This is a genomic window from Pseudomonas sp. S4_EA_1b (genome assembly GCF_016307435.1).
Taxonomy (GTDB): domain Bacteria; phylum Pseudomonadota; class Gammaproteobacteria; order Pseudomonadales; family Pseudomonadaceae; genus Aquipseudomonas; species Aquipseudomonas rhodesiae.
In genome coordinates, this window is sequence record NZ_JAEILC010000049.1 from 1 (window position 1) to 22,490 (window position 22,490).

Genomic DNA, 22,490 nt, shown 5'->3' on the forward strand with positions numbered 1-22,490 from the left:
CTGTTGGCGGGCCAAATTGTGGCGAATTTGCCAGCACATCTTGGCCCAGATGTGGGAGGGGGCTTGCCCCCGATAGCAGTGTGTCAGCCCTGAATGTACTGGCTGACACACAGCCATCGGGGGCAAGACCTCTCCCACATTTTTTCCACCAGGCGTTAGATTGGCGAGAATCCGGCATCCGGTCTAGCGTTTAACCACCGACTGCAAAGGAGACCACCGTGCGAAAGGCTCAACGCGCCATATCCCTGCTGTTGCTGGCCTGCCTGTGGCTGACGACCCTCCCGGCACTGGCTGACGCAGGCACGCCTCAGTGGAAAGACACCGGCCCGGTCACCAAGAAAAAGCAGAAAGAGGTCAATTCCGGCAGCTGGCAACCCCAGGCCCAACCGGCTCCCAAAGAGGACGCAGAAAACCCCTACAACGAAGGGGAAGACAGCGAAACCTATGACGATGGCGACCAATAGCCGCAAAAAGAAAGCCCCTCCCGCCAGGCTGATGCGCAACCTGATGGGAAGGGCTGTGAAACTCTGCTACTGATCGGTCCGGCGCGCTCAGGCGACGAATTGTTCCGCGTAGTGGCAAGCCACCTGACGGTTATCCAACGCTCGCAATTGCGGCTCCTCGGTGCTGCAACGCTCGGTGGCGTACGGGCAGCGCTTGTGGAACGCGCAACCCGGCGGCGGGTTCAAGGGGTTGGGCAACTCGCCGACGATTTTGATCTTCGGTTTGTTCGGATCCGGATGAATGGTCGGTGTGGCCGACAGCAGCGCCTGGGTGTAGGGGTGCAGCGGGCGCGCGTAAATGTCTTCCTTCGGGCCGACTTCCACCGGGCGACCGAGGTACATCACCATCACATCGTCGGCAACGTGTTGCACCACCGCCAGGTTGTGGGAAATGAACACGTAGGCCGTGTTGAATTCCTGCTGCAGATCCATGAACAGATTGAGCACCTGGGCCTGGATCGACACGTCGAGCGCCGAGGTCGGCTCATCCGCAACCAGCACTTTGGGTTGCAGCATCATCGCCCGAGCCAATGCAATCCGCTGGCGTTGGCCGCCGGAGAACATGTGCGGGTAGCGCTGATAATGCTCGGGGCGCAGGCCCACTTGCTTCATCATTGCCTGCACTTTCTCGCGGCGTTCGGCGGCGGACAGGTTGGTGTTGATCAGCAGCGGCTCGCCCAGTTGGTCGCCGACTTTCTGCCGTGGGTTCAGCGAGGCATACGGGCTCTGGAACACCATCTGCACGTCTTTGCGCAATTGCTTGCGCTGGGCCTTGTCGGCACCGGCAACTTCCTGGCCGGCGATTTTCAGCGAGCCCGAAGACGGTTCTTCAATCAGCGTGAGTGCGCGGGCGAGGGTGGACTTGCCGCAACCCGACTCGCCGACCACGGCGAGGGTCTTGCCGGCTTCCAGCTCGAACGACACACCATTGAGGGCCCGCACGGTGGCGTGGCCCTTGAACAGGCCACGGGACACTTCGTAGTGACGGGTCAGGTCGCGGGCGGTAAGAACGACGGTCATTACGCCACCTCCTGGTTCAAGGGGTAGAAGCAGCGCGCGAGGCTGTTGGTTTTAGGATCGAGGCCCGGGCGCTGGGCACGGCAGGATTCCTGCACATACGGGCAGCGCGGCGACAGCAGGCAACCCTGCGGGCGGTCGTAGCGGCCGGGCACGATGCCAGGCAACGTGGCCAGGCGGGTGGCGCCCAGGCTGTGCTCGGGGATCGCCTTGAGCAGCGCTTCGCTATAAGGGTGCGCGGGAATATCAAACAGTTGCGGCACCTGGCCAACTTCCACGGCTTGGCCGGCATACATCACGCACACGCGCTGGGCGGTTTCGGCCACCACGGCGAGGTCGTGGGTGATCAGCACCAGGCCCATGTTCTGCTCTTTTTGCAGGGCCAGCAGCAGGTCCATGATCTGCGCCTGGATGGTCACGTCCAACGCGGTGGTCGGTTCGTCGGCGATCAGCAGTTTCGGCTCGCCGGCAATTGCCATGGCGATGGCTACGCGCTGGCTCATACCGCCGGACAGTTGGTGCGGATAGGCGTCCATACGGCTGGCGGCGCCTGGGATCTCAACTTTTTCCAACAATTCGATCGCGCGCTTGCGTGCTTGTTTGCCGGACATTTTCAGGTGCAGGCGCAGCACTTCTTCAATCTGGAAACCCACGGTGTAGCTGGGGTTCAGCGCGGTCATCGGGTCCTGGAACACCATCGCCAGGTCTTTGCCGACGATCTGGCGACGTTGACGGCTGCTCAGCTTGAGCATGTCCTTGCCGTCGAAGGTCAGCGCATCGGCGGTGACGATGCCGGGATGCTCGATCAGGCCCATCAGCGCCATCATGGTCACGGATTTCCCCGAACCCGACTCGCCCACGATGGCCAGTACTTCGCCCTTGTCCACGGACAGGTCGAGGCCGTCGACCACCGGCACGGCGGTTGCGTCGCCGAAGCGTACGTTGAGATTCTTGATTTCTAACAGTGACATGGGAATCTCCTCAGGCGGCGTTCTTGAGTTTCGGGTCCAGCGCATCGCGCAGGCCGTCACCCATCAAGTTGATTGCCAGCACGCTGAGCAAAATGGTCAAACCAGGCAGGCTCACCACCCACCAGGCGCGTTCGATGTAGTCACGGGCCGAAGCCAGCATGGTGCCCCACTCCGGGGTCGGCGGTTGTACGCCAAGGCCGAGGAAGCCCAGCGCCGCGGCATCGAGGATCGCCGAGGAGAAACTCAAGGTGGCCTGCACGATCAGCGGCGCCATGCAGTTGGGCAGCACAGTGATGAACATCAGGCGCGGCAGACCGGCACCGGCCAGGCGCGCGGCAGTCACGTAGTCACGGTTCAACTCGCCCATCACCGCAGCACGGGTCAGACGCACGTAGGACGGCAGCGACACGATGGCGATAGCGATCACGGTGTTGATCAGGCCAGGGCCGAGGATGGCAACGATGGCCACGGCCAGCAGCAGCGACGGCAGGGCCAGCATGATGTCCATCAGGCGCATGATGGTCGGGCCCAGCAGACGCGGGAAGAACCCGGCGAACAGACCCAGCAGGATGCCCGGGATCAGCGACATCACCACCGACGACAAACCGATCAGCAGCGACAGGCGCGAACCCTGGATCAGGCGCGAGAGCAGGTCACGGCCCAGTTCGTCGGTGCCCAACAGAAACTGCATCTGCCCGCCTTCCAGCCACGCCGGCGGGGTGAGCAGGAAGTCGCGGTATTGCTCGCTGGGGTTATGGGGCGCGACCCACGGGGCGAAGATCGCGCAGAACACGATCAGCAACATAAACAGCAGGCCGGCAACCGCGCCTTTGTTTTTGGAAAAGGCTTGCCAGAATTCTTTGTACGGGGACGGGTACAGCAGGCTTTGATCGACTGCTGACACTGGAGTAGGTGTGGTCATGGTCATGATCTCAGCGCTGGTGACGGATGCGTGGGTTGGCGAAGCCGTAGAGGATATCCACCACGAAGTTCACCAGGATCACCAGGCAGGCGATCAGCAGGATGCCGTTCTGCACCACCGGGTAGTCCCGCGCGCCAATGGCTTCGATCAGCCATTTACCGATGCCGGGCCAGGAGAAGATGGTTTCGGTCAGCACAGCGCCGGCCAGCAGGGTGCCGACTTGCAGGCCCACTACGGTCAATACCGGGATCAGCGCGTTGCGCAGGCCGTGCACGAACACCACGCGTGTCGGCGACAGGCCCTTGGCCTTGGCGGTGCGGATGTAGTCTTCGCGCAGCACTTCGAGCATCGACGAACGGGTCATCCGCGCGATCACCGCCAGCGGAATGGTGCCGAGCACGATGGCCGGCAGGATCAGGTGGTGCAGGGCGTCGAAGAACGCGTCCGGCTCGTCAGCCAGCAGCGTGTCGATCAGCATGAAGCCGGTGCGCGGCTCGATGTCGTAGAGCAGGTCGATGCGCCCGGAAACCGGGGTCCAGCCCAGGCTCACCGAGAAGAACATGATCAGGATCAGGCCCCACCAGAAGATCGGCATCGAATAGCCCGCCAGGGAGATGCCCATCACCCCGTGGTCGAACAGGGATCCTCGCTTGAGTGCCGCGATTACCCCGGCCAACAGGCCCAGGACGCCGGCGAACAACAGGGCGGCCATGGACAGTTCCAGGGTCGCGGGGAAGAGGGCGGTGAACTCGGTCCACACGCTGGTACGGGTGCGCAGGGACTCACCAAGATCGCCCTGGGCGAGCTTGCCGACATAGTCCAGGTATTGCGCATACAGCGGCTTGTTAAGGCCAAGGCGTTCCATTGCCTGTGCGTGCATCTCGGGGTCGACGCGGCGTTCGCCCATCATGACTTCTACGGGGTCGCCGGGAATCATGCGTATCAACGCAAACGTCAGCAACGTGATGCCGAAGAACGTGGGGATCAATAACCCCAGTCGGCGGGCAATAAAACTAAACATCTTGTGGTGTACCTCAATCAGCCGGTTAGGCAGGTTCGGCACCGCCCATGTCGACGGTGCCGAGCGTTTTTCTTATTTACTTCACCTGGGTGGTGGCGAAGTTATTAGTCGTCAGAGGGCTTTGGGTAAAGCCTTCGACGTTCTTGCGCATGGCGGTAAACATTTTCGGGTAGGCCATGGGAATCCACGGTTGGTCTTTCTCGAAAACATCCAGGGCTTGTTCATAGAGTGCAGCGCGCTCAGCGGGTTCAGCGTCAGCGCGGGCCTTGTCGATCAAAGCCTGAAACTCTTTGTTACACCAGCGGGCGTAGTTTTCGCCGTTTTTCGCAGCATCGCAACTCAGGTTCGGCGTGAGGAAGTTATCCGGGTCGCCGTTATCGCCGGCCCAGCCCGCGGACACCATGTCATGCTCGCCAGCTTTGGCGCGCTTGAGCATCTCGCCCCATTCCATGACTTTGATGTTCACTTTCAGGCCGATCTGCGCCAGGTCTGCCTGCATGCGCTGGGCGCCGAGCATCGGGTTGGGGTTGGTCGGGCCGCCGCCGTTACGGGTGAACAGGGTGAACTCGGTGCCTTCCGGTACGCCAGCTTCCTTGAGCAGGGCGCGGGCCTTGTCCAGGTCGCGCTCAGGGTTCTTCAACTTATTGTTGAAGCCCAGCAGGGTTGGTGGATACGGGCCGGTGGCGTCGATGGCGTTGCCTTTGCCATAGAGGGATTCGTTGTAGCCTTTCTTGTCGAACGCGATATTGATCGCGTGGCGCACCCGCGCGTCGCTCATGTACTTGTGGGTGGTGTTCAGGGCGGTGTACGCGGTGGTCATCGCCGCCAATTCCGCCACTTTCAGGTTTGGGTCGGCCTTCACGCTCGGCACGTCGTCGGGCTTGGGATACAGCGCGATCTGACATTCGTTGGCCTTGAGCTTTTGCAGGCGCACGTTGTTGTCGGTGGTGATCGCCAGGATCAGCGGATCGGCCGGCGGCTTGCCACGGAAGTACTCCGGGTTGGCCTTGAAGCGCACCTGGGCGTCCTTGGCGTAGCGGGTGAAGATGAACGGGCCGGTGCCGATCGGCTTGCTGTTCAGCTCATCGGTCTTGCCGGACTTGAGCAACTGGTCGGCGTATTCGGCGGAGTGAATCGAGGAGAACGCCATGGCCAGGTCGGCCAGGAATGGTGCTTCAGGACGGGTCAGGGTAAAGACGACGGTGTGATCGTCGGTTTTCTCTACGCTCTTGAGCAGTTCTTTGAAGCCCATGCTCTCGAAGTACGGGTAGCCCACGGTGGACTTGTTATGCCACGGGTGATTCGGGTCCAGCTGGCGCTTGAAGCTCCAGAGCACGTCGTCGGCATTCAGGTTGCGCGTGGGTTTGAAGTAATCGGTGGTGTGGAACTTGATGTCTTCACGCAGGTGGAAGGTGTAGGTCAGGCCATCGGCGCTGATTTCCGGCAGGTCCTTGGCCAGCGCGGGAACCACTTCGGTAGTACCGGGCTTGAAATCCACCAGACGGTTGAACACGGTTTCGGCCGCGGCGTCCGCGGTGACGGCGGTGGTGTACAGGACCGGGTCAAAACCCTCCGGGCTGGCTTCGGTGCAGACCACCAGGGGTTTGGCCGATACGCCGATAGCTGCGCTCAATAGCGCGGCGGCAACGGCAGCTTGTAGCGGGAGCATTTTCATTCAGAGCCCTCTGCAATCGATGGGACCAGACAAGCGTAGACGGCAGGCTCTTCCTGAGCCTGCCGTCTGCCTGGTGCTAATTAAAGAATGTTGAATGGGATGGTGGTGACCAGACGGAACTCTTTGATGCTGCCGTCCGCCTGGAACTCGCTGCCACGGTGCTCCACATAAGTCGCGCGCACGGTCGTGGCTTTGAGTGGGCCGCTTTGCAGGGCGTAAGAGGCGCCTACACCGTATTCCTGATGCTTCTCGCCGTCTTGGGACTGGATGCCGTCGTAGGCGAACTTGGCCCGGCCGTTGTTACCGGTGTAGTGAGTACCGTCGATACCCCAGCCGCGAGCCGAGTAGGCGTTGAATTTCAAGCCTGGTACACCGTACTCCGCCATGTTGATGGCGTAGGCGACCTGGAAAGACTTCTCGTTCGGGCCGTTGAAGTCCGAGGTCAGGGAGTTGGCCAGGTAGATGCCGTTGGTTTCGTGCAGGTAGTCGAAGTACTCGTTACCGTTCACTTGCTGGTAAGCGAAGGTCAGGCTGTGTGCCTGGTGAGTCAGGCCCAAGGACAGGGAGAAGGTATCGTTGTCGATTTCCCCCATCTCTTTTTTGCCTTCATCGACAGTCTTGTAGTAGTTGAAGCCGGTAGTCAGCCCCAGTTGCGAAGTGTCGCCCAATTCGTGGGTTGCACCGAAGTAGTACTGGTTCCAGAAGTCCTTCACGTTGGCGGCGAAGAAGCTGGTTTTCAGGCTTTTCAGCGGCTGGTAGTTCACGCCCAGGGTCGATACTTTGTCGGTTTCCTGGGTGCCGTTGCCGTATTCGCTACGGAATTTCGACAGGCTTTGTTCGGTACGTGGCGAAACGCGATCGAAGATACCGCCCTGGAACGACAGGTTGCTGAACTCTTCGCTATTGAAGCTCACACCTTCGAAGCTCGATGGCAAAGCACGGTTGCCGATGGTGTCGACGATGCCGCTGCTGAAGTTCTGGCGACCTGCGGTCAAAGTGGTGTTGGACACGCGGAACTGCACGTTGGCCAGGCCCAGTTTGCTCCACTGATCTACGGCGTTGCCGTCGGAGTCGGCCAGGGTACGGTTGGAGCCGCCCTTGATGTCACGCTTGCTGCGATCCAAGACCAGCGCGTTGTAAACCGCTACTTCTGTCTTGACACCGACAGTGCCCTGGGTGAACCCCGAGCTTGCGTTAAGGATAGTGCCCTGCACCCAGTTGGTACGGTTGCGGTCGGTGCGAGTTTCGCCGTGTTTCTCGTAGGAGAAGGTGCCGCCACGGTATTTGCTTTCATGGGAGTACCAGTTACGCGTGGTGCCGCCCAGGCTGAAATCTTCGATAAAGCCTTTGGCTTCGCTTTGCGCGCTGGTGCCGGCCAATGTCGTCGGAACGAAGTCCTGGCTGGCCGGTTCTGCGTAGGCGGTGGCCGTGATGCTGCTGATGGCCATAGCCAGAAGCACTTTGCTGCTCAGTTTCATGGGTGGAGCTCCTTTGGTTCTCTTTTTTTATGCCGGTCTTTTTAGGTGAACCGGCTATTGGTGTGTAACTCGTTCAAGCTGTTGCAAACGTTTGCCGTAGGAAAAATCCCAATAAAAGGCTGCACGTTTGCAGCAGGGCAGCTTTCGCCCTGCGCAATCCGGTTATTTTCTTATGGGGTAATACTGACGCCCGAGAACACGTTGCGGCCGAAGGGGCTGACTTTGAACCCTTCGACTTTGACGCTTAACGGCTGGTTGACCGTCGAGTGGGCGACGGGCGTGATCGGCACCTGCTGCTTGAGCAGTTGCTGCGCCTGTTTGTAAAGAACAGTCCTTTGTTCACGGTCGGTTACGACCTTGGCTTGCTTGATCAGCTTGTCGTACGCCGGGTCACACCACATCGAGTAGTTGTTCCCACCGATGGCGTCGCAGCTGTAGAGGGTGCCCAGCCAGTTGTCCGGGTCACCGTTGTCGCCGGTCCAGCCAATCAGGCTGACATCGTGCTCACCGTTCTTGGTGCGCTTGATGTATTCGCCCCACTCGTAGCTGACGATCTTGACCTTGAGGCCGATCTTGGCCCAGTCGCTTTGCAGCATCTCGGCCATCAGCTTGGCGTTGGGGTTGTACGGCCGTTGCACCGGCATCGCCCACAGGGTGATCTCGGTGCCTTCCTTCACGCCGGCGGCCTTGAGCAGTTCCTTGGCTTTTTCCGGGTTGTAGGCGGCGTCTTTGATGGTGTCGTCGTAGGACCATTGGGTCGGCGGCATTGCGTTGACCGCCAGTTGCCCGGCGCCCTGGTACACGGCATTGAGGATGCTTTGCTTGTTCACCGCCATGTCCAGCGCCTGGCGCACTTCAAGTTGGTCGAAGGGCTTGTGACGCACGTTGTAGGCGATGTAACCGAGGTTGAAACCCGGTTTGGTCAGCAATTGAAGGTTCGGGTCGGCCTTGAGCGCATCGACGTCCGCCGGACGCGGGTGCAGGGTTACTTGGCATTCGCCGGCCTTGAGTTTTTGCACGCGCACCGAGGCATCGGTGTTGATGGCGAAAATCAACTGGTCGAGCTTCACGCGGCTCGGGTCCCAGTATTGTTTGTTGGCCACGTAACGGATCTGCGAGTCTTTCTGGTAACGCTGGAATACGAACGGCCCGGTGCCGATCGGCTTCTGGTTGATGTCGCTGGGCTTGCCTTCTTTGAGCAATTGCTCGGCGTATTCGGCCGACAGAATCGAGGCGAAGCTCATGGCGATGTTTTGCACGAACGCAGCGTCCACCGTGTTCAGGGTCATCACTACGGTATACGGGTCGGTTTTCTCGACCTTGGCGATGTTCTTGTTCAGGCTCATCCCGTTGAAGTACGGAAACTCGGTGGGGTAGGCCTTGCGGAACGGATGATCCGGGTCAAGCATGCGGTTGAAGGTGAACAGCACGTCGTCGGCATTGAAGTCCCGCGTCGGCTTGAACTCCTTGTTGCTGTGAAATTTCACCCCTTCACGCAGATGGAAGGTGTAGGTCAGGCCATCTTCTGAAATATCCCACTTGGTCGCCAACCCAGGTACTACGTTGGTGGCGCCTTTCTCGAACTCGACCAAGCGGTTGTACAGCGGCTCGGCCGCGTCGTTGTCGGTGGCGGTGGTGTACTGCGCTGTATCGAACCCTGCGGGGCTGCCTTCGGAGCAGAACACCAGGCTCTTCTTGTCGGCGGCTTGGCCCATCGTGGCCACAGCCAGCAGGCTGGTGCCAAAAATTGCGGATAGAACGGTGGTATGGCGCATGACGATCCCGATCCTTGTTTGTAGTTGTCATCAGCGAGCAATCGCCCAGCCTTTCGGACTGGGAGACATCACTGATCCCACGCACAGCAAGTGCCTTTCCCATATAGCTACCGCTGCTGTCCTACGACGTTATGGGTCGCGGAGTTCGCAGTAAATGCGCCAAATCGGATTGACCTTGTAGGCAACGGAGTCGCGGACCGCAGTTCGTTGCTGTAGGACGCAACGGATGCGAGCGTGGTCTGTTTCCTACTGGTCTGGCGGATGCAATAACGGCGACGTTATGAAACGTCGCCGTCACTGGTTCTTACTTGCCGCTTACGCTCACGCCATAGAAGGAGTTCAAGCCAAACGGGCTGATCTTGAAGTCCTGTACGGTGTTACGCATGGGTTGATACACCGTCGAGTGCGCGATAGGTGTCATCGGGACTGCATCTTTGAGGATATGTTGCGCCTGCTTGTACAGCTCGGTGCGTTTAGAGACGTCGGAAGTGGCCTTGGCCTCTTTCACGATGCCGTCGAATTTCTTGTCACACCACTTGGAGAAGTTGTTACCGGCCAGCGAATCGCAGCCGAACAGCACGTTCAGCCAGTTGTCCGGGTCACCATTGTCGCCGCTCCAGCCAATGATCATGGCCTGGTTCTCGCCGCCTTTGGAGCGCTTGATGTACTCGCCCCACTCGTAGCTGGTGATCTTGACCTTCAGGCCGATCTTCGACCAATCGTTCTGCAGCATTTCTGCCATCAGTTTAGCGTTCGGGTTGTACGGACGCTGAACCGGCATGGCCCACAGCACGATCTCGGTCCCTTCCTTGACGCCGGCTTCCTTGAGCAGCGCCTTGGCTTTCTCAGGGTCGTACTTGGCGTCCTTGATGGTGGTGTCATAGGACCACTGGGTCGGCGGCATGGCGTTGACGGCCAGTTGGCCTGCGCCCTGGTAGACGGAGTCGATGATCTGCTGCTTGTTCACCGACATGTCCAGTGCCTGGCGTACGCGCAGGTCAGCCAGCGGGTTGGGCTGGTCGCTGCCTTTGACTTTGTCCATGACGTTGTAGGCCACGTAGCCCAGGTTGAAACCAGCCTGGTGCGGCAGTTTCAGGTCCTTGTCTTCGCCCAGCGCCTTGAGGTCGGCCGGACGTGGGAACAAGGTGATCTGGCATTCGTTTTTCTTGAGCTTCTGGATACGCACCGACGGGTCGGTGGTGATGGCGAAGATCAGGTTGTCGATCTTCACGTCTTCAGGCTTCCAGTAATCCTTGTTGCCGGTGTAACGGATGTTGGAGTCTTTCTGGTAGCTCTTGAACACGAACGGGCCAGTACCGATCGGCTTCTGGTTGATGTCCGCAGGCTTGCCTTCTTTCAGCAGCTGGGCCGCGTATTCCGCCGACTGGATCGACGCGAAGCTCATGGCCAGGTTCTGGATGAATGCCGCGTCCACGGTGCCAAGGGTGAACTTGACGGTGTGGTCATCGACTTTCTCGATATTCTTGATGTTGGTGTCCATCCCCATGTCCGTGAAATACGGGAACTCGGTGGGGTAGGCCTTACGGAATGGATCGTCTTTGTTGATCATCCGATTGAAGGTGAACAGTACGTCGTCAGCCGAGAATTCACGAGTGGGCTTGAAGTACGGGGTGGTGTGGAACTTGACGCCTTCGCGCAGATGGAAGGTGTAGGTCAGGCCATCCGGGGAGACGTCCCAACTGGTGGCCAGGCCAGGTACCACGGCGGTGCCGCCGCGTTCGAACTGGCTCAGACGGTTGAACATGGTCTCGGCCGAAGCATCGAAGTCTGTTCCGGTGGTGTACTGGCCTGGATCGAAACCGGCCGGGCTCCCTTCGGAGCAGAACACCAGGTTAGTCGCCGCATGGGCGAATGGGGCCGCGGCCATAAGGCCCGCGCTCACTAATAACGGAAGGACTGCGTGTTTAAGCATGTTGGCCTCATGATTTGTTGTCATTTTTGGTGGTGAGGGCGACCTCGTGAGTCGGCCTGCCGATACTTATGCAGGCGCCATACCCAATGCAAGACGTTGAGCTGTTGCAAGACGCAAAGAGTGGTACGAGCGTACAGGAATGTCGCAATTATGAAAGTTTTGACATATTTGCGCCTGTTTTGAGGGTTTTTTCGGTGCGCGGCTTGCACCAAGAAAGGCCAACCGAGGCGTCTAGCGCACTCGATTGGGGCGTCACTGTTACTTCTCCAGACTCACGCCATAAAAGGGCGTGAGCCCAAAGGGGCTGATTTTGAAGTCTTTGACTTCTTTGCGCAGAGGTTGGAAAACCGTCGAGTTCGCAATAGGCGTTATAGGTACTTGTTCCTTAAGAATTTTTTGTGCCTGTTGATACCACTTGATGCGCTGCGCGCGGTCGTTGCTCACTTTGGCCTGCTGCACCAGTTTGTCGTACGCCGGGTTACACCATTTGGCGTAGTTGCTGCCCTTGACCGCGGCACAACTGTAGAGCACGCCGAGCCAGTTATCCGGGTCGCCGTTATCGCCGGTCCAGCCGTAAATCATCGCGTCGTGCTCGCCATTTTTGGCCCGTTTGATGTACTCGCCCCATTCGTAGCTGACGATATTGGCGTTGATGCCCACCTTGGCCCAATCCTGTTGAATCATCTGGGCCGACATGCGCGCGTTCGGGTTGGATGCGCGTTGTACGGTCATCGCCCACAGGTTGAGGGTGGTGCCGGGTGCAACCCCTGCTTCTTTTAGTAGCGCCTTGGCTTTGACCGGGTCGTAGGGCGCGTCCTTCAGCGATGGGTCATAAGACCACTGGGCCGGTGGCAGCGCGTTCTGCGCCAATTGTCCGGCACCTTGATACACCGCTTTGATAATCGCCTGCTTGTCGATGGCCATGTCCAGAGCCTGGCGCACTTTCAACTGATCCAATGGCGGATGCGTCACGTTGTAGGCCAGGAAGCCCAGGTTGAAACCGGCTTGTTGCAGCACGCGCAGGTTCGGGTCCTGTTTCATCACCTCAATGTCGGCAGGGCGCGGATAGCCGCTGACCTGGCATTCGCCGGCCTTGAGTTTTTGCAGGCGCGAAGCGGCGTCGGGGGTAATCGCGAAGACCAGGTTGTCGAGCTTCACATCCTCGGGTTTCCAATACTGTTTATTGGCCACGTAGCGAATCTGCGAGTCCTTCTGATAACGCTTGAACACGAACGGCCCGGTGCCCACCGGCTTCTGGTTGATATCTTCGGCCTTGCCGTCTTTCAACAACTGGCCCGCGTACTCGGCCGATTGCACGGAGGCAAAGCTCATGGCCAGGTTCTGCACGAACGCGGCGTCGACGTTGTTCAGGCTGAAGCGCACGGTGTGCTCGTCGAGTTTGTCGACGCTTTTGATCGTGGTGTTCAGACCCATGTCGGTGAAGTACGGCGACTCGGAAGGATAGGCCTTGCGGAACGGGGTTTCGGCGTCCAACAGGCGGTTGAAGGTGAATAGCACGTCATCCGCGTTGAAATCACGAGTGGGTTTGAAGAAGTCAGTGGTGTGGAACTTGACGCCTTCTCGCAGGTGGAAGGTGTAGGTCAGGCCGTCGTTGGATACCTCCCAGCGGGTCGCTAACCCAGGCTCGACCTCAGTGCCGCCACGCTTGAACTGGGTCAGGCGATTGAACACGGTTTCGGCGGACGCATCAAAGTCGGTGCCACTGGTGTATTGGCTAGGGTCGAACCCGGCGGGGCTGGCTTCGGAGCAATAGACCAGAGTGCTGGCGGCCTGGACCATCGGCATAAAGGCCAGCAGGCCGGCGGCGAGGACGAGCGGTTTTAAGGCGATTCTTTCCATGTAGACCCCTGAAGTGGCAGGCGTATGAACGCTGCTCAAGCGTAACGGCGGTGACCGAGGTTACCGCCGTTCGGGGGATCAGGTAAGTGGGCTGTGTGGCGACACTTCGACTACCCGGCGACCGCTACTTCGATTTGAGTGGGCGCATCTTTGTCGATCGTGAACATACTATCCAGTTCATTGCCTTCCCGGATCGTGAAAGTTCTCTTGATGGTCACTTCCACCCCCGGAACGCGGTTGACATCGTTTTCCGGATTGGAGAGGTGCCCTTTGGACGTGATCTCGACTTTCGTTAGATTGTTGGACCGGTCGTGATAGATGTGAAACTGGGTGTCGTCAGCGCCAAAGTAGTAGCCATCCTGCAATACCGAACCGCCGTTCAACTCAATGGTGGCGGGGGCTATTGAGCCTTGATGGGCGACTTCGGAAATGCGTGCACGCAGGTCGTCATCCGGAATGGCGCTCTCAAACTGACTGAGCCGCGCTTGCCTGATACCTTCGGCCGAGTTCGCCGTGGCATCCAGTCGCAGGGTTTTGGTCAGTCCATTTTCTGTTGTGGTGACGGTGTAGGGGTTGCGGTTTATATCCAAAACAAAGTTGGGTGAGTATTCGTTGGGGCTGTGCTCCGTGGGCTGCGCCTTTTCACCCGCGCCAACGGAAAACTCAGTCTCGTCGACATTCCATAGAACCTTGAAGTTTGTTTTGGGCTGGCCTTCTTCAGCCTCAAAATTGGAAATGGCGAAGTCGTAGTGGGTTCCCGCGTTGGGTTTCAAGAATTCATCGACTCTTTCGGAACCTTTCATGGGGCTGCCTGTGTAATCGCGGAAATGACTGGCAAAGGAAGGTGGGGACTTCGGGTCATCGCTGGGGGTGGGTGACTGGTCGCGCGTCCAGGGCCAGCGGATACCTCCGCTTCCTTTGGCCGGTGTCCATTCGCCATTGCCCGAAGAGTGGACGGTCATCACAGGCCGTCTGGTTTCGGGGTCAATAATCTGCACGTAATTGTTGCTCAGCTTGAAGTCCCCTCGGATCTCGTACACCTTTTTGATGCCTGTTGCGTCGGTGTAGCGGATCAACCAGCGGTCGGCGCCTGTGCTTGCATCCTTGATCTGATAAATGCCCTTGGCGTTGGGGACAGTGTTTTCAATCAAGTGCTCTCCATCCGGTACCGCGTGCTGGCTGATTTGTCCCGCTTGGCTGGGGCGCAGCCGGTTGCCGGGCGGTGTCTCATCCGGAACAACGATTTTACCGGTATTCGTTTTGGGCTTGGATGTGTAGACGAGTTCAAAGTCGTTTGTCTGCGGGTTTTTCTTCCATGCGTAATTTCTCGCGCTCGGAAGGCCACCGCCTTTGAGGACGTCACCCAGCCCGGCTTCTACAGCGACTGGAGCAATTTCATGGGCCAATTGCAGGCCTGAGAGGACCGCGGCCGCACCGCCTCCCACACGATCTTCTGCCGTCATCCCATCGAGGGCATCGTGGACGCCGAATACAATATTGCCGGTGTTACCAATGATGGGGACGTAGCCGAACGTATTGCCCCAAAAGTCTTTCGCGGACTTCCAGTCTTGCTGTGAGGAGCCGAATACTTCCGTCTGATCGGACCATAACGCATTCTTGGCATTGACCGCCTGATAGTGGGAGGCAACGCCGTTGTTCAAATTGCCAAACTTCAACTGGTAATCGCCACCGCGGGCGCGTGTGTAGTTGAATAGTTGCGCAGCCGGTATTTGCTCATCCGAGAGCAAGTTGTGGTATCCGGGGAAGTAAGCCTTTTCACCTGAGATCAGCGTATCGAGCACATACTTCGCACTGGGCCAGTGGGCATCCTTGCCGCCTTGCGTATCTCCGGTATTAAAACGATTCAGTAAAGTGGAGTAGTTGTCTTTGGCCCAACGCGCAAAGTCTGCATCGCCATGTAGCTCGCGGACGGAACCATTCTTGATATCGATCATTAATCCCTGGTTGGGCCGGTGTTCATAATTTCCATCGTAAGGAGTGTAGGGAATAAAGGCATACCCGGACATTGGATAGCCATACACATTTGGAATGATGACCTGCGAGTTTTTATCCAGCGTACGCGCTACCGCTTGTTGTCCTGCATGGCTCAGTTTTTGAAAGCTTTCCGTGTTATTGCGCAGGCTTTGCAAGGTGCCTTTTACAGCATAGGCATCCGCTTCTCCGGAGATGGCTGCCAAGGGGCCGGAAGGGTCGCGCATAGGTTTTGAAACTTCATTTTCCCAATGGTTTTGCAGGCTTCTACCCACCGTCTCCAGGTCGTTGATCTTGCTCTGATCCTTCGACGCTATTTCCATAAAGTTGAAGTTGATGGGACCGCCCCGTTGGACTCTATCGTGTGCTAAAGCACCCGCGGCAATTTCCCATGCGAAGTAGGTGCGCTGCGATGTGCTGATCAGGGTTTCCGGCTTTCCCTTTCCCGTATAGGCAGAGAACGTCACTGTGAATTGTTCGTGCGGGTCGTATCCGGCGGCCAATAAACCACCGCTGAAGTAGCCTGCGGGCTCCATGAACATGCGGGCGTTCTGGAACCTGACGCTGCTTTCACCTGGGCGAATACTGGGTATATTTCCAAGCAGCATCTGAACGCGAACGGAATAGTCTTTGATGCGCTGCTCGCGCTCTTTCAGGGTGTAGCCAGCCGAAGGCGCAGAGACAGCACTGAAGCCATAAATCACGTTTTCTTGCACGGTTGTTTCAGGATGACTGGCCGTGGCTGGACCTGGCGCTTGCGATGAGCGGCTTTTGTCTTGCTCGCTGGTCGTGCGTTGAGAGGACGGGGGGCTGATTGCAGGGGCATGAGGCCTGTGTACGGTCGGTGGACTCACAACTGACTGTATGTTCATTAAAGGCTCACTTTATTCGTGGGGGCGTGATGGCATCGGTGTGCCGGCTGCTTTATCAACTGCGAGTATCTTGAGGCTGGGTCAGATCACATGTTCTGTCGTCTTCATTGGATTCACTTTCGCAATCCCATCATCCCTATGAGCGCTCGAATAAAGTTGCCTCTATGCCTGTCTGTCAGACATAGACGTTGCACCGCTCTCCTGACGGTGCTTGGTGACCCTGTCCTTGGATTTAATTTCTTCACTGAAGTGTTTTGCGTTTGTGCTTCAGGTGCTCTGTGCTGGAATAGCGAGTGGCATGAAAAACTCCTTTGAGGGTGGTCGATCAACTGGCCGCTGAGTTGGATTCAGCCTCGCTTAACTATGTGGCGGCGCGTAGAGGAGTGGTTCAACTTTTATGGATGGGCAGTGATGTTAGCCTGACAATATAAGTAAAGGCCTACTGGGTTCTGGGTGTGAGCTGCGCTGCTCATCAGCTTGTTTAATAACGCTGAGTTTATTGACGGAGGGTTTGTCTGGCGTGTTCGCTGAACGATATGCCATGGATAAAACGGCAGGCCAAAAAAACGGCCCAGCTATCAGGCTGGGCCGTTTTTGTGGATTGCAACAGTTACTGCAAGACTTCGATCACTCCATCTGCGCTCATGTTGACCTGGCTGGTACCGGCCTCGACTTGCGGCGTCGGAGCCGAATCCATCGCCGCGGCTTTCATCATCATCCCGCCTCGTTCGTAGGGTTGTGGATAACCATTGGTGTTGAAGTTCAGGTTGACGATTTTGTAGCCCTTGCCACCTAGCGCATCGGTGACCAGTTGCGCGCGCGCTTTGAACGCCACGACCGCGTCCTTGAGCAGAGCGTCTTCGCTGGCCTTGCGGGTGGCGTCGGCGATGGCGAAGTTCATGCTGTCCATTTTCAGGGTGTTCAGCAACTCGCCCGTCAGTTTGGACAGCGCCGGGAAATCCGCACTTTCCAGGCGCAGCTCGGCGCGCTCGCGCCAGCCGGTGATTTTCTGGTTCTTGTCGTCGTAGATCGGGTAGCTGTTACGACTGCCTTGACGCAGAGTGACGGCCTTGACTTCGCGGGCTTGGCCCAACGCTGTGTTCAAGGTAGTGGTGATGTCGGCTGCGAGTTTGGCGGGGTCGGCGTTTTGAGCTTCGGTGTAAAGGGTCACGATCATCTTGTCGCGGGCTACTTCCTGGCTGGCCTCCGCGCGCAGGGAGATCTGGTTGTAGTGCAGTTCATCGGCCGCCATCGCCGAAAGGCTGGCCAGGGTGCTGGCGCTAAGGGTTAGAACGGCGGCGCTGCGAATGAAACGAGACATAAAAGCTCCTTGGGTTGATCCTGTGGATATGACTGTAGACGTTGATGTCGGGTTCTTCGGGTTTACACATTCCCTACAGGTTGTCGTGTGGGCGACGAACGGTCATTCAGTGTGCCTGCGTCAAAGAGCCACACACGCCGTGCCAGCCGGTCTGCTTCGTTTATACTCCTGCCGATCTGCCTGCAGCACTCATCGGGAGAGCTCATGCTCGCCGCCGTAAAACTGACTTCCGCCACACGCCAGAACCTCTGGCGCCTGACGTTCATACGCATCCTGGTACTGGCCGCTCAGGCCGGCTCGGTCGGGCTTGCCTATTGGTTCGATCTGCTGCCGCTGCCGTGGCTGCAACTGGGCGTGACCTTGGGTTTTTCCACCGTGCTCTGTGTGTTTACCGCCATCCGGCTGCGCACCACCTGGCCGGTGACCGAGCTGGAGTACGCCCTGCAACTGGCTTGCGACCTGTTTATCCACAGTGTGTTGCTTTACTTCTCCGGCGGTTCCACCAACCCCTTCGTTTCGTATTACCTGGTGCCTCTGACCATCGCCGCCGTGACCTTGCCGTGGCGCTACTCGGTGGTGCTGTCCGGGATCGCGCTGACCCTCTATACCCTGTTGCTGGCTCAGTTCTATCCGTTGCAGACGTTCCCTATCGCTCGGGAAAATCTGCAGATATACGGGATGTGGCTGAGCTTTGCCCTGTCGGCCGCCGTGATCACTTTCTTTGCCGCGCGCATGGCCGAAGAACTGCGCCGGCAGGAAGAACTGCGCGCCATTCGCCGTGAAGAAGGCTTGCGCGACCAGCAATTGCTGGCCGTGGCCACTCAAGCGGCCGGCGCGGCTCACGAATTAGGTACGCCGCTGGCGACCATGAGCGTGCTGCTTAACGAGATGACCCAGGACCATCACGACCCGGCGCTGCAAGAGGATCTCGGCGTGCTGCGCGAACAGGTCAAGCAGTGCAAGCAAACCTTGCAGCAACTGGTACGCGCCGCCGAAGCCAACCGCCGCCTGGCGGTGGAGATGCAGGACGTGACCCAGTGGCTCGACGAAGCCCTGAACCGTTGGCACCTGATGCGCCCCGAGGCCAGTTACCGATTCCATCTACTGGGCCAGGGCCCGGTGCCGCGCATGGCGCCGCCGCCGGACTTGACCCAGGCGCTGCTCAACCTGTTGAACAATGCCGCTGATGCCTGCCCCGAAGGCCTCGAAGTGCAGTTGGACTGGGACACGGAAAACCTCACCATCAGCATTCGCGACCACGGCGCGGGCGTGCCGTTGGCCATTGCCGAGCAGATCGGCAAACCGTTTTTTACCACCAAGGGCAAGGGCTTCGGCCTCGGTCTGTTTTTGAGCAAGGCCAGCGTGACCCGCGCCGGTGGCTCAGTGAAGCTCTATAGTCATGAGGACGGCGGCACGCTCACCGAGCTGCGCCTGCCCCGTGTCGCACGAGGAGATATCGATGAGTGATGAGATCCAAGTCGAAGGCGAAGAACTGCCGCACCTGCTGCTGGTAGATGACGACGCCACATTTACCCGCGTGATGGCGCGCGCCATGAGCCGTCGCGGTTTTCGCGTAAGCACCGCCGGTTCCGCCGAAGAGGGCCTGACCATCGCCCAGGCCGACCTGCCGGACTACGCCGCGCTCGACCTGAAAATGGACGGCGACTCCGGCTTGGTGCTGCTGCCCAAATTGCTGGAATTGGACCCGGAAATGCGCGTGGTCATTCTCACCGGTTACTCCAGCATCGCCACGGCGGTCGAGGCTATCAAGCGCGGTGCCTGCAATTACCTGTGCAAGCCGGCGGACGCCGACGACGTGCTCGCCGCGTTACTGTCCGAACATGCCGACCTCGACACCCTGGTGCCGGAAAACCCGATGTCGGTGGACCGCTTGCAGTGGGAGCATATCCAGCGCGTACTCACCGAGCATGAAGGCAATATCTCCGCCACCGCCCGTGCTCTGGGCATGCATCGCCGGACATTGCAGCGCAAGCTGCAGAAGCGTCCGGTACGGCGCTGAACCCCGACTGAACGAATCGCTTCAGCTTGTAGGACGTCCTGAACCGATCGCCTATGATCGGCTCAAACGCCTGTGATGTTTTTCCTACCGAGCCTGAACGATGAATCAGAACGCTGAGTACTCCGCGGTCAATGACGCGGTCCGTGGGCAATTCTTTCGCCGAACCTGGGCAATGATCACGCCCTATTGGCGCAGTGAAGAGAAGGGCAAGGCCTGGTTGTTGTTGGTGGCGGTGATCGGCCTTTCGCTGTTCAGCGTAGCGATCTCGGTGTGGATCAACCATTGGTACAAGGACTTCTACAACGCCCTCGAAAAGAAGGACACGGCCGCCTTTTGGCAATTGATCGGTTATTTCGGTGCGATTGCCGCCGTGGCGATCCTGGGCGCGGTGTATCGCTTGTACCTGACCCAGATGCTGACCATCCGCTGGCGCGCCTGGCTCACCGAAAAGCACTTTGCGCGCTGGCTTGCCCACAAAAACTACTACCAACTGGAGCAGGGCGGTTACACCGATAACCCGGACCAGCGGATTTCCGAAGACCTCAACAGTTTCACCACCGGCACCTTGAGCCTGGGGCTCGGGCTGTTGCGTAATGTCGTGAGCCTGGTGTCATTCTCGATCATCCTGTGGGGTGTTTCGGGCAGTATCGATGTGTTCGGCGTCACCATCCCTGGTTATATGTTCTGGTGTGCATTGTTGTATGCCGCCGTCGGCAGTTGGCTCACCCACCTGATCGGACGACGCTTGATCGGCTTGAGCAATCAGCAACAGCGCTTCGAGGCGGACCTGCGTTTTTCCATGGTGCGTGTGCGCGAGAATGCCGAGAGCATTGCCCTGTACAACGGCGAACCGAACGAGAATCAGCGTTTGAGCGAACGCTTCAGCAAGGTTTGGCATAACTTCTGGGACATTATGAAGGTGTCCAAGCGCTTGACGTTTTTCACCGCCGGCTACAGCCAGATCGCAATCATCTTTCCCTTCATCGTCGCCGCGCCGCGTTACTTCACCGGCAAGATCGAGCTAGGCGAGCTGATGCAAATCAATTCGGCGTTCGGCAACGTGCAGGATAACTTCAGCTGGTTTATCAGCGCGTACACCGAGCTGGCCAGCTGGCGCGCCACCAGCGATCGTCTGTTGAGCTTCCAGCAGGCCATGAGTGAAAACGAGCAGCGCCCGGCAGCCATTGACGTCAGCGCGGAGGGGGAGCGCCTTGTGGTGCAAGGGTTGGGCATGAACCTGGCGGACGGCCGCCATCTGCTGACCGATGCGAACATGGTGGTCGAACCGGGCCAGCGTGTGATGCTCAGCGGCCGCTCCGGTAGCGGTAAAAGTACCTTGCTGCGCGCGATGGGGCATTTGTGGCCGGCCGGCCACGGCAGCATTCGCCTGCCGGCCAAGCGTTACTTGTTCCTGCCGCAAAAGCCTTACCTGCCCATCGGCACGTTGAAGGCTGCGTTGAGTTACCCACAGGACGACGGCGTCTATTCGGCGCAACGTTATGCACAGGTCTTGCAAACCTGCCGCTTGCCGCATCTGGTGGACCGTCTGGATGAGCCCAACCACTGGCAGCGCATGCTTTCACCGGGCGAGCAGCAGCGCGTGGCCTTCGCCCGCGCGTTGCTGTATGCACCGCAATGGCTGTACATGGACGAAGCCACATCGGCGATGGACGAAGAGGATGAGGCCACGCTGTATCAAGCATTGATCGATGAACTGCCGGGGCTGAGCATCGTCAGCGTCGGCCATCGCAGCAGCCTCAAGCGCTTCCATGGCCGGCATGTGCGGATCGAAGGCGGTTGGCTTCAAGAACAACCCGTGGCCTGAAGCCCACTATTCCGAAAAACGAGGCCCAACAAAAAGCCCGGTTGATCATCGATCAACCGGGCTTTTTTGCGGCTTGAAAAGATTTACTTCTTCAAGCCGTAATGCTCATCGAGCATGCCGGGGGCATCCGCCGTTTTTGGCGCGTAGTCCCGTGGCGGTTCCTGATTTTCCCGGGGCGGGGTCAGGCGTTCCCGTGGTGTTTGCGGTGCGTCGGAGTGCAGCGCGGCCAGCAGGCGCTGGCGGGTAATATCGTCGAGGGCCAGGCGGTTAGCGCCATCGGCGAGATGATCCTGTACTTCCTGGTAGCTCTGAGTGAGCTTCTTGACCAGGGTCGCAGTGCTATTGAAGTGGGTAACAACCTCGTTCTGATAACTGTCAAAACGTTCCTGGATGTCATCGAGCTGACGCTGCGTGCGGTTAGGCGCGGCATTCGGCAGCAGGCGAGCAACCAGGAATCCAATGGCGACACCGGCAACCAGGGCAAGAGTCGGCAACAACCAAACTAAGAGCGAGTGTTCCACGAGTCCTTCCTCTATAAACGGCTTTGCTTTACGTTAACGGCTCGGACCTGCGCTGTATACCGCGATTAAGCTCGCAATGATGTCATGCACAGATTTTTAGCTAGACGAGTCGACCCATTGAGAGGTCACGGAGTTCATTCCTTGCTCATGCGTGAAACCCCCGTTTTGATCGATGGCCCGGTAGGCCAGTTGGAAGCCTTGTACCTGGATCAGCCCGAAGCACGTGGCCTGGCGCTGATCTGCCACCCTAACCCGGTGCAGGGCGGGACCATGCTCAATAAAGTCGTGTCGACCCTGCAACGCACCGCCCGCGATGCCGGTTTGATCACGCTGCGTTTCAATTACCGTGGCGTCGGCGCCAGTGCCGGCACTCACGACATGAGTACTGGCGAAGTGGACGACGCCGAAGCGGCCGTCACCTGGCTGCGGGAAAAACACCCGGACCTGCCGATCACCTTGCTCGGGTTTTCCTTTGGTGGCTATGTGGCGGCGAGCCTCGGCGGGCGCCTGGAGGCCAAAGGCGAAAAACTTGCGCACCTGTTCATGGTCGCCGCTGCCGTGATGCGTCTGAGCGATAACGATGTGCTGCCCCAGAATTGCCCGTTGACCCTGATCCAGCCGGAAACCGACGAAGTAGTCGACCCGCAGTTGGTTTACGACTGGTCCGCCGCGTTGAAACGCCCCCATGAGCTGCTGAAAGTGGCAGAATGCGGGCACTTTTTTCACGGCAAGCTCACCGACCTCAAGGATCTGGTGCTGCCGCGTCTCTCGAATTGATAGCAGT

Annotated in this window: 17 protein-coding genes; 5 read left to right on the forward strand and 12 right to left on the reverse strand. The window is 58.6% G+C overall.

Annotated features, from left to right (window positions below; translation table 11 throughout):
- Nucleotides 1-218: 218 nt before the first annotated feature.
- Nucleotides 219-464, forward strand: a complete 246-nt coding sequence (locus tag YA0848_RS17535) for a hypothetical protein (RefSeq protein WP_034095858.1) — start codon at nt 219-221, stop codon at nt 462-464.
- 87 nt (nt 465-551) lie between these two features.
- On the opposite strand, the gene YA0848_RS17540 is transcribed toward YA0848_RS17535, so the two are convergent.
- From YA0848_RS17540 to YA0848_RS17590, 11 genes are all read right to left on the reverse strand, one after another.
- A complete protein-coding gene (locus tag YA0848_RS17540) occupies nt 552-1,523 on the reverse strand; it encodes a peptide ABC transporter ATP-binding protein (RefSeq protein ID WP_169902826.1) in 972 nt (323 codons plus the stop codon).
- Nucleotides 1,523-2,491 (reverse strand): ABC transporter ATP-binding protein, encoded by a 969-nt coding sequence (locus YA0848_RS17545; RefSeq protein ID WP_034095860.1) that lies wholly within the window; start codon nt 2,489-2,491, stop codon nt 1,523-1,525. Before YA0848_RS17545 ends, YA0848_RS17540 begins: the two co-directional genes overlap by 1 nt.
- Before the next feature lie 10 nt (nt 2,492-2,501).
- Complete coding sequence (locus tag YA0848_RS17550; RefSeq protein WP_010213191.1) at nt 2,502-3,413, reverse strand: ABC transporter permease subunit; 912 nt, start codon at nt 3,411-3,413, stop codon at nt 2,502-2,504.
- Between the two features lie 10 nt (nt 3,414-3,423).
- A complete protein-coding gene (locus YA0848_RS17555; RefSeq protein ID WP_034095861.1) occupies nt 3,424-4,434 on the reverse strand; it encodes an ABC transporter permease subunit in 1,011 nt (336 codons plus the stop codon).
- 76 nt (nt 4,435-4,510) lie between these two features.
- A complete protein-coding gene (locus YA0848_RS17560; protein ID WP_034136955.1) occupies nt 4,511-6,109 on the reverse strand; it encodes an ABC transporter substrate-binding protein in 1,599 nt (532 codons plus the stop codon).
- 80 nt (nt 6,110-6,189) lie between these two features.
- Nucleotides 6,190-7,587: an OprD family outer membrane porin gene (locus tag YA0848_RS17565; RefSeq protein WP_034136956.1), complete on the reverse strand. Its 1,398-nt coding sequence runs from the start codon at nt 7,585-7,587 to the stop codon at nt 6,190-6,192.
- Between the two features lie 170 nt (nt 7,588-7,757).
- On the reverse strand, nt 7,758-9,302 hold the full coding sequence (locus YA0848_RS17570) for an ABC transporter substrate-binding protein (protein ID WP_371918485.1): 1,545 nt from the start codon (nt 9,300-9,302) through the stop codon (nt 7,758-7,760).
- Between the two features lie 364 nt (nt 9,303-9,666).
- Nucleotides 9,667-11,295: an ABC transporter substrate-binding protein gene (locus YA0848_RS17575; protein WP_169902824.1), complete on the reverse strand. Its 1,629-nt coding sequence runs from the start codon at nt 11,293-11,295 to the stop codon at nt 9,667-9,669.
- Between the two features lie 258 nt (nt 11,296-11,553).
- Nucleotides 11,554-13,155, reverse strand: coding sequence for an ABC transporter substrate-binding protein (locus YA0848_RS17580; protein ID WP_184315967.1), 1,602 nt, complete (start codon nt 13,153-13,155; stop codon nt 11,554-11,556).
- A gap of 110 nt (nt 13,156-13,265) precedes the next feature.
- The gene (locus YA0848_RS17585; RefSeq protein ID WP_236238625.1) at nt 13,266-15,863 is read right to left on the reverse strand and encodes a hypothetical protein; all 2,598 of its coding nucleotides are present in this window, start codon (nt 15,861-15,863) and stop codon (nt 13,266-13,268) included.
- 766 nt (nt 15,864-16,629) lie between these two features.
- Nucleotides 16,630-17,340, reverse strand: coding sequence for an SIMPL domain-containing protein (locus tag YA0848_RS17590; protein WP_034111744.1), 711 nt, complete (start codon nt 17,338-17,340; stop codon nt 16,630-16,632).
- 204 nt (nt 17,341-17,544) lie between these two features.
- On the opposite strand from YA0848_RS17590, the gene YA0848_RS17595 reads away from it, so the two are divergent.
- The 3 genes from YA0848_RS17595 (at nt 17,545) to YA0848_RS17605 (ending at nt 21,185) form a co-directional block, all read left to right on the forward strand.
- Nucleotides 17,545-18,807, forward strand: coding sequence for an ATP-binding protein (locus tag YA0848_RS17595; protein ID WP_034095868.1), 1,263 nt, complete (start codon nt 17,545-17,547; stop codon nt 18,805-18,807).
- Complete coding sequence (locus YA0848_RS17600; protein WP_003171731.1) at nt 18,800-19,360, forward strand: response regulator transcription factor; 561 nt, start codon at nt 18,800-18,802, stop codon at nt 19,358-19,360. Before YA0848_RS17595 ends, YA0848_RS17600 begins: the two co-directional genes overlap by 8 nt.
- 100 nt (nt 19,361-19,460) lie before the next feature.
- Nucleotides 19,461-21,185 (forward strand): ABC transporter ATP-binding protein/permease, encoded by a 1,725-nt coding sequence (locus YA0848_RS17605; protein ID WP_034111746.1) that lies wholly within the window; start codon nt 19,461-19,463, stop codon nt 21,183-21,185.
- An 83-nt stretch (nt 21,186-21,268) separates the two neighbouring features.
- Here the strand turns inward: YA0848_RS17605 and YA0848_RS17610 are convergent, their stop codons facing one another.
- Entirely contained in the window at nt 21,269-21,706 is a 438-nt protein-coding gene (locus YA0848_RS17610; protein ID WP_034095870.1) for a YhcB family protein, read from the reverse strand.
- A 147-nt stretch (nt 21,707-21,853) separates the two neighbouring features.
- On the opposite strand from YA0848_RS17610, the gene YA0848_RS17615 reads away from it, so the two are divergent.
- The gene (locus tag YA0848_RS17615) at nt 21,854-22,483 is read left to right on the forward strand and encodes an alpha/beta hydrolase (RefSeq protein ID WP_034111748.1); all 630 of its coding nucleotides are present in this window, start codon (nt 21,854-21,856) and stop codon (nt 22,481-22,483) included.
- Nucleotides 22,484-22,490 lie beyond the last annotated feature (7 nt).